General features: G+C 68.0%; 11 protein-coding genes. 2 read left to right on the top strand and 9 right to left on the bottom strand.

Annotated elements, in window-relative coordinates; all coding sequences use genetic code 11:
• Positions 1–103: 103 nt before the first annotated feature.
• The gene (locus tag IM738_RS12180; protein WP_236966116.1) at positions 104–2386 is read right to left on the bottom strand and encodes a penicillin-binding protein 1A; all 2283 of its coding nucleotides are present in this window, start codon (positions 2384–2386) and stop codon (positions 104–106) included.
• A 134-nt stretch (positions 2387–2520) separates the two neighbouring features.
• On the opposite strand from IM738_RS12180, the gene IM738_RS12175 reads away from it, so the two are divergent.
• The gene (locus tag IM738_RS12175; protein ID WP_236966115.1) at positions 2521–5604 is read left to right on the top strand and encodes a transglycosylase domain-containing protein; all 3084 of its coding nucleotides are present in this window, start codon (positions 2521–2523) and stop codon (positions 5602–5604) included.
• Here IM738_RS12175 and IM738_RS12170 read toward each other — a convergent pair.
• The 7 genes from IM738_RS12170 to IM738_RS12140 form a co-directional block, all read right to left on the bottom strand.
• Positions 5596–6531, bottom strand: coding sequence for an AraC family transcriptional regulator (locus IM738_RS12170; protein WP_236966114.1), 936 nt, complete (start codon positions 6529–6531; stop codon positions 5596–5598). The genes IM738_RS12175 and IM738_RS12170 overlap by 9 nt on opposite strands.
• 57 nt (positions 6532–6588) lie before the next feature.
• Positions 6589–7977 carry a D-arabinitol 4-dehydrogenase gene (gene dalD / locus IM738_RS12165; protein ID WP_236966113.1) on the bottom strand — a complete coding sequence of 463 codons (1389 nt, stop codon included), beginning with the start codon at positions 7975–7977 and terminating at the stop codon, positions 6589–6591.
• A 21-nt stretch (positions 7978–7998) separates the two neighbouring features.
• Positions 7999–8733 carry an SDR family oxidoreductase gene (locus tag IM738_RS12160; protein WP_236966112.1) on the bottom strand — a complete coding sequence of 245 codons (735 nt, stop codon included), beginning with the start codon at positions 8731–8733 and terminating at the stop codon, positions 7999–8001.
• A gap of 4 nt (positions 8734–8737) precedes the next feature.
• Entirely contained in the window at positions 8738–9778 is a 1041-nt protein-coding gene (locus tag IM738_RS12155) for an ABC transporter ATP-binding protein (RefSeq protein ID WP_236966111.1), read from the bottom strand.
• A gap of 139 nt (positions 9779–9917) precedes the next feature.
• Positions 9918–10748, bottom strand: coding sequence for a carbohydrate ABC transporter permease (locus tag IM738_RS12150; RefSeq protein ID WP_236966110.1), 831 nt, complete (start codon positions 10746–10748; stop codon positions 9918–9920).
• Between the two features lie 11 nt (positions 10749–10759).
• Positions 10760–11620 carry a carbohydrate ABC transporter permease gene (locus IM738_RS12145; RefSeq protein WP_236966109.1) on the bottom strand — a complete coding sequence of 287 codons (861 nt, stop codon included), beginning with the start codon at positions 11618–11620 and terminating at the stop codon, positions 10760–10762.
• Between the two features lie 189 nt (positions 11621–11809).
• On the bottom strand, positions 11810–13066 hold the full coding sequence (locus IM738_RS12140) for an ABC transporter substrate-binding protein (RefSeq protein WP_236966310.1): 1257 nt from the start codon (positions 13064–13066) through the stop codon (positions 11810–11812).
• A gap of 296 nt (positions 13067–13362) precedes the next feature.
• Between IM738_RS12140 and aroE the strand changes: the two genes are divergently transcribed.
• Entirely contained in the window at positions 13363–14217 is an 855-nt protein-coding gene (gene aroE, locus IM738_RS12135) for a shikimate dehydrogenase (protein WP_236966108.1), read from the top strand.
• Positions 14218–14247: 30 nt separating this feature from the next.
• On the opposite strand, the gene IM738_RS12130 is transcribed toward aroE, so the two are convergent.
• A complete protein-coding gene (locus IM738_RS12130; RefSeq protein ID WP_236966107.1) occupies positions 14248–14754 on the bottom strand; it encodes a gluconokinase in 507 nt (168 codons plus the stop codon).
• Position 14755: the final 1 nt, after the last annotated feature.

Here is a 14755-nt window from a genome sequence, read left to right as displayed (position 1 = left end):
CGCATGAAGCGGCGCAGCCAGGGCACCGCCGGGCCGGCTTTGCCGGACGGCCAGTGCCGCCCCCTTCAGGGGGTAGCGCGAAGCGCTGCGGGGGTGCTTCTCTTCAAGGCTTGAAGAACTCGCGGATGGCGTCGATCAGCGTCGGCGGGCCGGCGTATTCGGCGTTGGCGGTGTCGCCGATGGTGGCCACGGCGCCGCCGTTGGCCCACTCGCTGTAGAGCCAGTCGTCATTCACGCGCACCAGGCCTGGCGGTGGTTCGCCCTGCGGGTTGACCGGCACGCCCTTGAGCGCGGTGGCCATGTAGTCGGCCCAGATGGGGAGTGCCAGGCGGCCGCCCGATTCGTGGTCACCCAGGCTGCGCGGCTTGTCGTGGCCGAGCCAGACCACGGCCGCCACGCTGGGGTGGTAGCCCGTGAACCAGGCGTCGAACACTTCGTTGGTGGTGCCGGTCTTGCCGTAGATGTCGCTGCGTTTGAGCCGGGTCTGCGCGCGCGCTGCCGTGCCCACACGTGTGACGTCGTTCAGCAGGCTGCTCATCACATAGGCGTTGCGCGCGGGGATGGCACGGTTGTCTTCGGTCAGCGGCGCGGGTGGCGGTGCTTCGAACAGCACCTTGCCCTGGGCGTCGGTGATGCGCTCCACCAGCAGTGGCTCGACGCGCCAGCCACCGTTGGCCAGGGTGGCATAGGCGCGGGCCATCTGCATGGGTGTGACCTGCCCCGTGCCCAGCGCCATCGTGAGGTTGTCGGGCTGTTTGGCGGCGTCGAGCCCGAAGCGGGCGGCCCAGTCTCGGGTGCGCTGGGTGCCGGTGTGCTGCAAGACGCGCACGCTCACCAGGTTGCTCGATTGCGCCAGCGCCTGCCGCACGGAAATGAGTCCGCCGCTCTGACCGTTCGAGTTGCCAGGGCTCCAGCCGTTCGGCGCGGTGAAGGGCGAGTCGTCCACCAGCGTGGCGGGCATCACGCGCTCTTCCAGCGCCGCCGAGTACAGCAAGGGTTTGAAGGCCGAGCCAGGCTGGCGCCAGCTCTGGGTGACGTGGTTGAAGGGCTGTCGGGTGAAGTCAAAACCACCCACCAGCGCGCGCACGCGCCCGGTGCGCGCATCAAGCGCCACCAGCGCGGCCTCGGCATCGGGCCACTGAGAGATGGCCCAGGTCTTGTCGTTCTTCACGAGGCGCAGCACAGAACCACGCTGCACCTTGAGTGCCGCCTTGGCTTTCTGGCCCAGACCCGCCTGCGCCCAACGCAGGCCTTCGCCGGTGACGCGCACGCGCTCGCCGGTGGCCAGTTGCGCATCCACGGCCTTGGCGCTGGCCGACAGCACCACGGCCGAGCGCAGGGTGTCGTCGTCGCGGTGGTCTTTCAGGATTTCGGCCGCCGCACGCTCGATATCGGGCCCATTGCCGTTGGGCAGGTCTTCCTGCGCCTCGGGACCGCGCCAGGGGTTGCGCCGGTCCTGCGCGAGCACGCCGCGTTGCACCGCCGCGTGGGCAGCGCGCTGTTCAGCAGCGCGCAGCGAGGTGTAGACCTTGATGCCACTGGAATAGGCCTCGGTGCCAAAGCGGTCCACCACGGCCTGGCGCGCCATCTCCGCCACGTGGGCGGCGTCCACGCTGGTCTGGCCCGGCGTGCGCAGGGTGATTTTTTCGGCGCGGGCGGCGGCCAGCTGGGCGTCGTTGATCACGCCGACCACGTGCATGCGCTGCAGCACCACGCGCTGGCGCTGCGTGGCCCGCTCGAGGTTGGCCACCGGATTGGCGTAGTAGGGGTTTTGCGGCAGGCCGGCGAGCATGGCCGTTTCGGCGATGCTGAGCTGGTTCATCGGTTTGCCGAAGTAGATTTGCGCCGCGGCGGCAAAGCCATAGGCGCGCTGTCCCAGGAAGATTTCGTTGAGGTAGATCTCCAGGATGCGGTCTTTGCTGAGCGCGTCCTCGACCTTGAAAGCCAGCAGGATCTCTTTGGCCTTTCGCTCCACCGAGAGTTCTCGGGTGAGCAGCATGGTGCGCACCAGCTGCTGCGTGATGGTGCTCGCACCTTGCTTGCGACCGCCGGTCAGCATGGCCAGCGCGGCGCGCGCCATGCCCTTGGGATCGACGCCCGAATGCTCGCGGAAGCGTGCGTCTTCCACGGCGAGCACCGCGTCCTGCAGCAGCTTGGGGGTTCGCGACAGCGGCACGTACTCGCGCCGTTCGGCGCCGAACTGCGCGATCTCCACGCTGTCGGCCGTGAACACCTGCAGCGGCAGCTTGGGCTGGTAGTGGACGATCCTGTCGATGGGCGGCAGGTCGAACGTGGACGCGTGAACCGCTGTGGTGGTCAGCAGCAGCGGGGCGGGGGCAACAAACACCAGGCTGACGAGCAGGCGGCGCGATGAACACAAAGACATGGACCCGGATTATCCGGTTGGCAGGTGTGCCGAAGGTGAACCCGGCGTAACCGAATGTGCCATCATGGCCTTCGACGCACCGGTTCTGCGTCCGATGGCACACAATTGCTGCGGTGCAGCACAGGGAGCCCTCCATGTCAGAAGAACCCATGAAGGAGAGCGGTGAGCCGGTCTCCAGTCCCCCCGTCCCCCAGCCGGGACGTGGATGGCGCCTGAGCCGTCGCTGGGTCGCGGGCGGTCTGCTGTTGCTGGCCATGCTGGTGGCGGGTGGCCTCTGGCTGCTGGGGCATGAGGCGCACACCTCCCGACTGCAGGCCCGGGCCCTGACCCGCTACGCCGCCGATCTGACGTACCAGACCGAGCCAGGCGCCACTGACCAAGTGCGCTTCCCGGCGCACGGCCCGTTCGATCAGCGCCTGGGCTACACCGGCATCCCGGGCTTCGTGGCCCGGCTGGAGCCCCGCGGTTTTGCCATCACCGAGCAGGTGCGCCAGAGCCCGGCGCTGCTGGCCCATCTGGAGCGCGGGCTGAACGCCCCCTACACCGAAAAAACCCAGGCCGGGCTGACCGTGCTCGATTGCCGCCGCGTGCCGGTCTACAGCTTCCGCTACCCGTACCGGGCCTTCGAGCGCTTCGAGCAGGTGCCCCCGCTGGTGACGCAGGCCTTGCTGTTCATCGAGAACCGCGAGCTGCTCGACACCGACCGGCCGCAGATGAACCCCGCGGTGGACTGGGTGCGCTTCACCCGCGCCGTGCTCGGGCAGATCGGCCGCCGCATCGACCCCGAACTCGACACACCCGGCGGCAGCACCCTGGCCACGCAGATCGAAAAATACCGCCACTCGCCCGAGGGCATCACGCACAGCGCCCGTGAGAAGCTGCGTCAGATGGCGTCTGCCTCCGTGCGCGCCTACCAGCAAGGGGCCGACACGCTGCCGGTGCGCCGTCAGATCCTGCTGGACTACCTGAACACCGTGCCGCTGTCGGCCGCGCCGCGCCACGGCGAAGTGCACGGGCTGGGCGACGGCCTGTGGGTGTGGTTCGGGACCGACTTCGAGCGCGCCCGCGCGCTGCTGACACCCGGTGGAGACCTGGCCGCCGACCCCGCCGAACGGGCCCAGGTGCTGCGCCAGGTGGTGGCCCTGATGGTGGCCCACCGGCGCCCGTCCTGGTACCTCGCGCAGGGCCGCGAAGACCTCGACCAGACGACCGACGCCTACCTGCGCCTGCTCGCCGCCGAGGGCCTCGTCAATGCGGGCCTGCGCGACGCGGCGCTGCAGCAGCGGCTGGTGTTCCGCGACATGGTCCGTCAGCCACCACGGGCGCCCGCCAGTGCGGGCAAAGGCAGCGCCGCCGCGCGCGGTCGCCTGGCGGGGTGGCTCGGCACCTCGCTCTACACCCTCGACCGGCTGGATGCCCGCGCCGACACCACCCTGCATGGTGGCCTTCAGGACGCCGTCAGCCGCTACCTCGGCCGCCTCGGTGACCCGGAGTTCGCACGATCACAGGGGCTCATCGGCGAGCGCCTGCTGCAACCCGCCTCACTCGGCGCCGTGCGCTACAGCTTCACCCTGCTGGAGCGCACCCCGGAGGGCAACCAGGTGCGCGTGCAGACCGACACCACCAACCAGCCGCTGGACATCAACGAAGGCAGCAAGCTCGAGCTCGGCTCCACCGCCAAGCTGCGCGTGCTTGCGACCTATCTGGAGCTGGTTGCCGAGCTGCACGCCCGTCTGGCGCCGCAGGACCCCAAGACCCTGCGCACCATCACCTTCGACCGGCAGGACACGCTCACCCACTGGGCCGTGCAGCACCTGACCAGCAGCCAGGACCGCAGCCTGGAGGCCATGCTCGACGCGTCCCTGGAACGCCGCTTCTCGGCCGCCCCGGGCGAGCGCTTCTTCACCGGCGGGGGCCTGCACACGTTCAGCAACTTCAACGCCGACGACAATCAGCGTTCGCCCACCGTGCGCGAGGCCTTGCAGGCCTCGATCAACCTGCCTTTCGTGCGCGTGATGCGCGAATTGGTGCGCCACACCATGTACCAGGTGCCCGGCAGCACCGCGCGTCTGCTCGAAGACGACAAGGACCCCCGCCGCAGCGCCTACCTGGCCCGCTTTGCCGATCGCGAGGGCCAGACCTTCCTGCGCCGCTTCTGGCGCAAGACCGACCAGCGCAAGCCCGCGGAACTGCGCGAGCTGCTGCTCGACGGGTTGCGCCCCACGCCCGAGCGGCTGGCCGCGGTGTTCCGCTACCTCGAACCCGAGGCCAGCGCCGACGCGCTGGGCGCTTTCCTGCGCGAGCGCCTGGGCGAGAAGGCGCCCGACGCGACGCGTGTGGAGCGCCTGCACAGCCGCTTCGCCCCAGGCGCGCTCGACCTGCCCGACCGGGGGTACGTGGCCGGGGTGCACCCGCTTGAACTCTGGCTGGTGGCCTACCGCCTCAAGCACCCCGACGCCAGCCTGGCGCAGGCGCTCACGGACAGCGCTGAAGAGCGGCAGGCCGTCTACGGCTGGCTGTTCCGCACCCAGGTCAAGAGCGCGCAGGACACCCGCATCCACACCCTGCTGGAAGTCGAGGCCTTTCTCGACATCCACAGCCGCTGGGCCCGGCTGGGCTATCCCTTTGGCCACCTCGTGCCCTCGCTGGCGACCGCGCTGGGCAGCTCCGGTGACCGCCCCGCCGCCCTGGCCGAACTCATGGGCATCATCGTCAACGATGGCGTGCGCCTGCCCAGCCGGCACATCACCGGCGTGCACCTGGCCAGCGACACACCCTGGGCCACCGCGCTGGGGCGCACACCGGTCGAGGGGGAGCGCGTCATGGCGCCCGAAGTGGCTCATGCGCTGCGCAAGGCCCTGTCCGAGGTGGTGGAGCGTGGCACCGCGCGCCGCCTGTCCGGCAGTTTCAAGACCCAGGGCGGTGAAGACCTGTCACCGGGCGGCAAGACGGGCACCGGCGACAACCGCGTGGTGGTGCGCGGGCGGGCCACGCTGGCGCTCAACCGCACGGCCACCTTCGTGTTTCACCTCGGGCCGCGCTACTTCGGCAACGTCACTGCCTATGTCGTGGGGCCGGACGCCGCGAAGTACCGCTTCACCTCCGGCCTGCCGGTGCAGATCCTGACCTCGATGGGTCCGACCCTGATGCCGTACCTGGACCGTGCCCAGGGCCAGGCGTGTCCGCCGTGGCCGAGCGGTGCAGACCGCTCAGGCTGATCCCTTGAAGCGCGTGAGGCTCTGCTTGCGGAACTCGGTGGGTGTCATGCCCTTGATCTCGAGGAAGCGTCGGTTGAAGTTGGCGACGTTGTTGAAGCCCACCTCGTAACAGATGTGGGTCACCTGCTGGTCGCTGTCCATCAGCAGCTGGCAGGCGCGGCTGATGCGCACGCGGTTGACGAAATCGGTGAAGGTGTTGCCGGTGGCCTTGCGGAAGAAGCGGCTGAATTTGCTCTCGCTCATGCCCAGCTCGGCGGCGAGCGCGGCGGCGGAGTGTTCGTCGGCCAGGTGGTCGGTGATGCGGTTGACCACGGCGTCGATCTGGTCGAGCGAGGCGTCGTCGTTGGTGCTCTGCAGCTGCACGGCCGAAAGCAGCCGGTAGTCGTTGCAGGCGGCGAGGTCGCTCATGAAGTCGCAGAAGGCGGTGAAGCGCTTGAGGCCGCGCGAGCCCTTGACCTTGTGCCAGTGGGCGGCGGCCAATTCGGACATGCCGAAGAACTCGATGCCGTTCTTGGCGCGCTCCAGCAGCGGCAGCACCTCGGCCAGCTCGGGGATGGTGTCGCTGGCGCGCACCAGTGGCTCGTGTGAGAACTGGATCACCAGATCGCGCTGGGGCACACCGCCCTCGGGCAGGTCCATCGTGACCCAGTTGTGCGGCAGGCGCGGGCCGGTGAGCACCAGATGCCCGGGCTGGAAGGGGCCGATCCAGTCGCCCACGAACACCTTGCCGCTGGTGGCGGTGATCAGGTGCAGCTCGTACTCGTCGTGGCAGTGCCAGCGCGCCAGCGGGGTGGGGTAGCCGTGTTCCAGGCAGCGCACGAAGCCCACGTCGGCCGGCGACTCGTAGCCCAGATCGGGCGAGCGGCTGAAGTCGCGCTCCAGCTCGGGCTTGAGCTGGCGGGGGGCGGTGTTGAGCTTGGCGTGCATGGTGGGTTGGGGGGCGGCGGGCTGGTGGCGTGACCTTGGCACCGACAGTGCCCAGCGTCAAGGGCCGTGGTCTTTCATGAAGGCCTGCACGCGGCCATGGGCGTCGCGCAGGGCGCTCACCAGTCGCGGGTCGCTGGCCAGCTCGCCCCATAGCGTGGTGTCGGCCGCGAACGCGGCCACCGGGTCGGCGGCGTCGCAGATGGCGTGGGCCGCGGCCGGGTCCATGGCCTGGTCCTGGTAGGTGTAGGGAATCTGGCCGGCGTGCCAGCGCTGCAGGTAGGCCAGGAACAGGGCGGGCAGCATGGCCACGCTGTGGATGGTGCCCCCGCGGGCCAGCCGGTCGCGGATGGTCGGCGCGATCATGCCGGGGATCTTGGCGAAACCGTCCATGGCCACGCGCTGGTTGGTGTCGGCGATGGCGGGGTTGCCGAAGCGGTCAAGCACCACGTCGCGGTAGGCCTCCATGTTGATCGGGCAGGGCTGCAAAACCGGGATCGCGTCGTCGGTCACATAGTCGTGCGCCATCTTCCGGATGGCGGCATCGTGCGTGCCCTCGTGGATGTACTGGAAGCCCGCCAACGTGCCGGCCCAGGCGATGCAGCTGTGGGTGGCGTTGAGCAGGCGGATCTTGGCCTCCTCATGGGCCTGCACCGACTGCACCATTTCCACGCCGACCTTGTCCCACTCGGGGCGGCCGTTGATGAAGTTGTCCTCGATCACCCACTGGATGAAGCTCTCGCCCATGAGGGCGGCCGGGTCGTCCTGGCCGGTGGCGGCTTTCACGCGCTGTGCCACGTCGGGCGTGGGACGGGGCGTGATGCGGTCCACCATGGCGTTGGGGCTGCTGGTGTAGACGTTCACCCAGGTGAGCAGGGCGGTGTCGCCGAGTGCCTCGATGAACTGCAGCAGGCCGCCGCGTGAGCGGTCGCCGTTGTGGCGCAGGTTGTCGCAGTTCATCAGCGTCACCGGGCCAGCGTTGGCGTTCATGCGCGCGCGCAGCAGGGTGACGAGGCCGCCGTAGATCGTGTGGCCGGCCTGTCCGCTTTTCACGGCCGCCAGATCGGCGCGCAGGTCGGGGTACGTGGCCCAGTCCAGGCGGTTCCGGGCGTCGAGGTAATAGCCGGCTTCGGTGACGGTGAAGCTGATGATGCGGGTGGCCGGATCGGTGGCCACCGCCACCAGCGGGGCCAGGTCGTCCTGGTACGACAGCACGCGCTCGATGGACGTGATGCGCGTGTATCGGCGCTCGCCCTGCGGCGTCACGGTCTCCAGCGTGTAGGCGCCGCCCTGCGCCTGCAGCGCGGCGATGGTGTCGAGCATGTCGGGGCGCAGGTTGCCGCCGGCGATGGCCCAGCGGGTGTCACCGAGCTCGCGCAGCTGGTGCACATAGACGGCCTGGTGGGCGCGGTGAAACGAGCCCAGGCCCAGGTGCAGGATGGTGTTCATGGTGTGTGATGAAAGACAGGATCAGAGATCAAAATTCGTGGGCATCATCACGACGTCGCGGATCGTCATGCCGCGCGGGCGGGTGAGCATGAACAGCACCACGTCGGCCACTTCCGAGGCCTCGATCAGGCTGCCGCTGGCCTTGGCTTCGGCCAGCTTCTCGGCCGGCCAGTCGGCCAGCAGCGAGGTGATCACCGGGCCGGGCGAGATGGCGCCCACGCGGATGCCGTGCTTGAACACCTGCCGGCGCACGGTCTGCACGAAGCAGTTGATGGCCCACTTGCTGGAGGCGTAGACCGGCTCCCACGGCGTGGGGAAATGGGCGGCCAGCGAGCTGGTGACGATGATGTCGCCCGAGCCTCGTTGGATCATGTGCGGCAGCACGCCGCGCACGTTCTTCATGACCACGTTGATGTTCAGGTGGAGCATGCGGTCGATGGCGTCGTCGCTGGCGTCCACCAGGTCGCCGCCCACGTACAGGCCGGCGTTGGCGTGGAACACATCGATCCGCCCGCCCAGGGCGAGGACACGCTCGGGAAGGGCAGCGCACTGCGAGGGGTCCAGCAGGTCCAGCACCAGCGGCAGGGCAGCGTCGCCCAGCGCTTCGCAGGCCCTCGCCAGGGCCCGGGCGTCGCGGTCGATCAGCACGACCCGCGCGCCGGCCGCCGCCATGGCCTGGGCGCTGGCAAAGCCGATGCCCGATGCCGCGCCCGTGACGGCGGCCACCTGCCCGCTCAATGGGTGTGTGGGGCTCATGGGCTCAGGCGGCATGGCTGACCACGCGACCGCTGTTGTCGAACCAGTGGGCGTGGCGGGTGTCGATGTCGAGCGTGACCGGGTCGCCCGCGTGAAGGGCCGTGCGTTCGCTCTGGCGCGCCACGAGCTGCGCGCCATCGCCGGTGCTCACATAGATCAGGGTTTCCGCGCCCAGCGCTTCCACCAGTTCCACCTGCCCACGCACGGCACCCTGCTCGGCGGCGCGCACCGCCACGCTTTCCGGGCGCAGGCCGATGGAGCCGCCCACGGCGCCGGCCGGCGCCTGCTGCTGGATCAGCGCGGGCATCTGCTGCAGCGGCGACACGTTCATCTGCGGCGTGCCGATGAACTGCGCCACGAACTGGTTGGCCGGTTTGTCGTACAGCTCCAGCGGCGTTCCGACCTGTTCGATCAGTCCGTCGCGCAGCACCACCACGCGGTCGGCCAGGGTCATGGCCTCGACCTGGTCGTGCGTCACGTAGATGGTGGTGGCGCCGAGGTCGCGGTGCAGCTTGGCGATCTCCACGCGGGTCTGGCCGCGCAGCGCGGCGTCAAGGTTCGACAAGGGTTCGTCGAACAGGAACACCTTGGGTGCGCGCACGATGGCGCGGCCGATGGCGACGCGCTGGCGCTGGCCGCCCGAGAGCTCCTTGGGTGTGCGCTGCAGGTACGGCGTGAGGTTCAGGATGCGCGCGGCGTTCTGCACCTTCTCTTCGATGATCTTCGGGTCCACCTTGGCGAGCTTGAGCGCGAAACACATGTTCTCGTACACGCTCATGTGCGGGTAGAGCGCGTAGCTCTGGAACACCATGGCGAGATCGCGCTTGCTCGACGGCAGGTGCGTGATGTCGCGACCCTCCAGGCTGAGCGTGCCGCCGTCGATGTGCTCCAGCCCGGCGATCAGCCGCAGCAGGGTCGATTTGCCGCAGCCCGAAGGCCCGACGAAGACGACGAACTCGCCCGGCTGGATGTCCAGATCGATGCCCTTGATGGCACGGTGTTCACCGAAGAATTTTTCGATGCCTTTGAGTTGCAGGTAAGACATGGAGATGCTCCTCAGATGTTCGATGCCGCAGATGCACTGCGAGCGAAGGGTTTGTGTTCAGGGCGACCGCGGAACCGGCTTTGCCGGGCCGCGAGTCGCGCCCCCTGGGGGGTAGCGCCGAAGGCGATGCGGGGGGTACTCATTTCACAGCGCCGAAGGTCAAGCCCTGCACGAGTTGTTTCTGGCTGAACCAGCCGAACACCACGATGGGGGCGATGGCCATCAGCGAGGCGGCGGAGAGCTTGGCCCAGAACAGGCCTTCGGGGCTGGAGTAGCTGGCGATCAGGGTGGCGAGCGTGCCGGCTTGCGCGGAGCTGAGGTTCAGGCTCCAGAAGGCTTCGTTCCAGCTCAGCACCAGGCACAGCAGGCCGGTGGAGGCGAAGCCGCCGAGCGAGAGCGGCAGCAGCACCTTGGTGGCCTCCTGCCAGAGCGTGGCACCGTCCATGCGCGCGGCCTCCAGGATCTCGTTGGGGATTTCCTTGAAGCCGGAATACAGCATCCACACCATGATGGGCAGGTTGGACAGCGTGAACACGATGATCAGGCCGAGCTGGGTGTCGAGCAGCGAGCTCTTCTGCGCCAGCACATAGATCGGCACCAGCGCGCCCACGGCCGGCATCATCTTGGTGGAGAGCATCCACATCAGGATGTCCTTGTCGTGTTTGCCCTTGAAGAACGCCATGGCGTAGGCCGCGGGTGCGGCAATCGCCAGGCCGAGCAGGGTGGACACCACGCTGGTGACGACCGAGTTCCAGGCGTAGTGCAAATAATCGCTGCGCTCCTGCACCTCGTGGAAGTTCTCCAGCGTGGGCGTGAAGAACAGCTCGGGCGGGATGGCGATGGCCTGCAGCTCGGTCTTGAACGCGGTCAGCAACAGCCAGCCGAGCGGGAAAAACAGCAGCAGGGCCACAGCCCAGGCGGCGACGGTGCGCACCGCGTACGCGGGGGTGAAGGTGGATTGGCGTGCCATGGTGGTGTACCTTATTTGTCGAGGTTTTTGCCGACCATGCGGATGAGAAAAATGGCCGCGATGTTGGCCAGCACCACGGCGAACAGCGCACCGGCCGAAGCGACACCCGCGTCAAAGTTCAGCAGCGCGTGCTTGAAGATCAGGAAGGCGACGTTGGTGCTGGCGTCGCCCGGGCCACCGCCGGTGGTGGTGTAGATCTCGGCGAACACGCTGAGCAAGAAGATCATCTCGATCATCACCACCACCGCGACAGAGCGGCCCAGGTGCGGGATGTAGAGGTAGCGCAGCTGCTGCCAGTAGGTGGCGCCGTCCATGCGCGCAGCTTCGAGCTGCTCGCGGTTCATGCTCTGCAGCGCCGTCATGAAGATCAGGGTGGCAAACGGCAGCCATTGCCACGAGACCATGATGATCACGGAGAACAGCGGCAGGTCGGTCAGCCAGTCCACGGGCTCCATGCCGAAGAAGATCCACACCTGCGCCAGCACGCCGTAGATGGGGTTCATCATCATGTTCTTCCACATCAGCGCGTTGACCGTGGGCATGACGAAGAAGGGCGAGATCAGCAGCACGCGCACCAGGCCGCGTCCGGCAAAGGGCTCGTTGATCAGCAGTGCGATGGCCGTGCCGAGGATCACGGTGATCAGGATCACGCTGCCGAGCAGCAGCAGGGTGTTCATCACCGCCGTGCCGAAGGAGGCGTCGGTGACGAAGTACTCGAAGTTTTCCAGTCCGATGAAGCCGGTCTGGTCGGGCTGCATCAGGTTGTAGCGGATGACGCTGAAGTAGATGGTCATCACCAGCGGCACGATCATCCAGAGGAAGAGCGTGGCGATGGCCGGCGTGAGCAGCAGGCGCGGGATCAGGCGGTTCATGGGGGTGTCTCTGGACGGGGTGATGGAGCAAACCCGGGAGGCGGGCGCCAGCATTGAAAACACTGGCGCCGAATAAGCGTTCAGGCGGCGTAGCGAGCGGGCCGAGGTCGCACCGAGAAGCGCAGCCGTACTCTCGTACGGCGAGCATCACAGGTGCGAGATCGGGTCGCGCAGTAGCCGAATGAATGCTTATTTGTAGTAGCCGGCCTTCTTCATCTCCCGCTCGGCGGCGGTCTGGCTGGCCTTCAGTGCGTCGTCCACCGAGCTCTTGCCGGCGAGCGCGGCGCTCATCTGCTGACCCACCGCGATGCCGATGGCTTGGAACTCGGGGATCGCCGCGAACTGCACGCCCACATACGGGCTCTTCGGCAGGGTCGAGTCGTTCGGGTTGGCCGACTCGATGGCCTTGAGCTCAGCCGAAGCGAAGCGGGCGGCCTTCTGAAAGTCGGCGCTGGCGTAGGTGCTCTTGCGGGTGCCGGTCGGCACATTGGCCCAGCCGTTGGTCTTGGCGACGAGCTGCACGTAGTCCTTGCTGGTGGCCCAGCTCACGAACTTCTGTGCCGCATCGACCTTCTTCGAACCGGCGGGGATCGCCAGGTTCCACGACCACAGCCAGTTGGCGCCCTTGGGCGTCACGGCGGTGGGGGCCTGGGCAAACGCCATCTGGTCGGCCACCTTCGACTGCTTGGGGTCGCTCACGAACGAGGCAGCGATGGTGGCGTCGATCCACATGCCGCACTTGCCCGAGTTGGTCAGCGCCAGGATCTCGTTGAAGCTGTTGGCGCTCGACCCGGGCGGGCCGTAGTTCTTCAGCAGGTCCACGTAGAAGGTGATCGCGTCTTTCCAGGGCTTGCTGTCGAGCTGCGGCTTCCAGCTCATGTCGAACCACTGGCCGCCGTGCGTGTTGACCAGCGTGGTCAGAAAGGCCATGTTGTCGCCCCAGCCCGGCTTGCCGCGCAGGCAGATGCCGTAGACGCCGTCCTTGGGGTTGTGGATCTTCTTGGCCAGATCGGCGATCTGCGGCCAGGTCGGGCGGTCGGGCACCTGCACGCCGGCCTTGTCGGCCAGGTCTTTGCGGTACATCAGCATCGAGGACTCGCCGTAGAACGGGGCGGCGTAGAGCTTGCCACCGACGGTGAGGCCGCCGCGCACGGCGGGCAGCAGGTCGTCCACATCGTAGGCGGCATCGGTCTTGAGCTCGGTCAGCCAGCCCTTCTTGCCCCAGATCGGCGCCTCGTACATGCCGATGGTCATGATGTCGAACTGGCCGCCCTTGGTGGCGATGTCGGTCGTCACGCGCTGGCGCAACACGCCTTCTTCCAGCGTCACCCACTTGAGCTTGATGTCGGGGTTGGCGGCTTCGAAGTTCTTGCCGAGTTTCTGCATCTCGATCATGTGGCCGTTGTTCACGGTCGCGATCACGAGTTCGGTGGCGGCGTGCGCCATGCCGGCGCTCATGAGCGCGGCGGTGAGGACGGAAGCGAGGCGGAATTTCACGGTTTGTCTCCTGGAGGGATGGGGATGTCTGCTCAACGGTCATCGCTGAACCGTGGAGGAATTCTCGGTTTGATGCCGCGCGCAGTTTGTACGCAAAAGGGCGAGACTTGTACGATCTTGCATTCGAAGGCTGGGATTTACCCTGAGGGGTGGCGCAAAGTTTGGCAAATGAGGTGAGCGCACGGGCCCGCTTCCCGCTCGACACCCGCTTGCGGCACACTGTCGCACCCCACAGGAGGACCGCCATGACGATGAACTTCCTCAGCTCGCTCACCGGTTCTTTCGCGCAGCCTGCGGCCGAGAACCCGACCGTGGCCATGATCGAAGCCGCCTACCGGCATCACGGGCTGGCATGGCGTTACGTCAATGGCGAGGTGCCGCCCGAGCACCTGGCCGCCGCGGTGCGTGGCGCGCGCGCCATGGGCTGGGCCGGCTTCAACTGCTCGCTGCCGCACAAGGTGACGGTGATCGAGCACCTCGACGGGCTGGCACCCTCCGCCGAGATCATCGGCGCGGTCAACACGGTCGTGATGCGCGATGGCCTGTGGATCGGCGAGAACACCGACGGCCAGGGCTTCATCGAAGCGCTGCGACCGGTCGCTGAGATCGAAGGACAGCGCGTGATGCTGTTCGGTGCCGGTGGCGCCGCGCGCGCCGTGGCGGTGGAACTGGCGCTCGCGGGCGCCGCGCACATCGGCATCGTCAACCGCGGCCGCCTGCGCGGTCAGGAACTGGCCGACCTCATCACCACCAAGACCCAGGCCAGCGCCGAATACCTGCACTGGCACCCGGCCATGCCCATCCCGCCAGGCACCGGCATCGTGGTCAACGCCACGTCCATCGGCCTGTACCCCGCAGTGGACGACCAGCTTGATGTGGACTGGGCCACCCTGCGCCCCGGCATGGTGGTGGCCGACGCGATTCCCAACCCGCCGCGCACCCACCTGATCCGCACCGCCGAAGCCGCCGGCTGCACCGTGCTCGACGGCCTGGGCATGCTGGTGAACCAGGGCGCGATCGCCATCCGCCTCTGGACCGGCGTGGACGTGGACCGCAGCGTGATGCGGCGCGAGCTGGAGCGGGTGCTGTCCCTGGAATGAGTCGCCAGGCGGGGTCGATGGGCCGAACCGCTACGACGCGTTGCGGTCCGTCCGCAGCCAGGCGCTGACCTGGGCCAGGAGCACCGCGGGGGCATGGGTCGCGTCCACCCGCAGCACGCCCGGTTCCCCCACCGGCGACTCCAGCGCCGCGAACTGGCTGTCCACCAGGCTGGCCGAGAAAAAGTGGGCCGAGCGCGACGACACCCGGGCCTGGGCTTCCTCCCGTGTGAGGTCCAGAAACACGAAACGCAGGCCAGGGGCCGCGGCGCGCAGGTGCTCGCGGTACTTGTGTTTGAGCGCCGAGCAGGTGAGCACCGCCCCATGGGGCGCGGCGCGCAGGTGCTCACCCAGCAAGGTGAGCCAGCCGTCGCGGTCTTCGTCCGTGAGGGCGATGCCCTGGCTCATCTTGTTGCGGCTCTGTTCGCTGTGGTGGTCGTCGCCCTCGATCAGCGGCAGGCCCTCCGCCTGGGCCACGGCGGCGCCCAGGCTGGACTTGCCGCAGCCCGAGACCCCCATGATGACAATCGATGGGCCCATG

Source organism: Hydrogenophaga sp. SL48 (genome assembly GCF_021729865.1).
In the GTDB taxonomy this organism is placed as follows: Bacteria; Pseudomonadota; Gammaproteobacteria; order Burkholderiales; family Burkholderiaceae_C; genus Hydrogenophaga.
The sequence above is the reverse complement of the archived record's forward strand: the minus strand, read 5'-3'. Positions and strand labels throughout refer to the sequence as shown.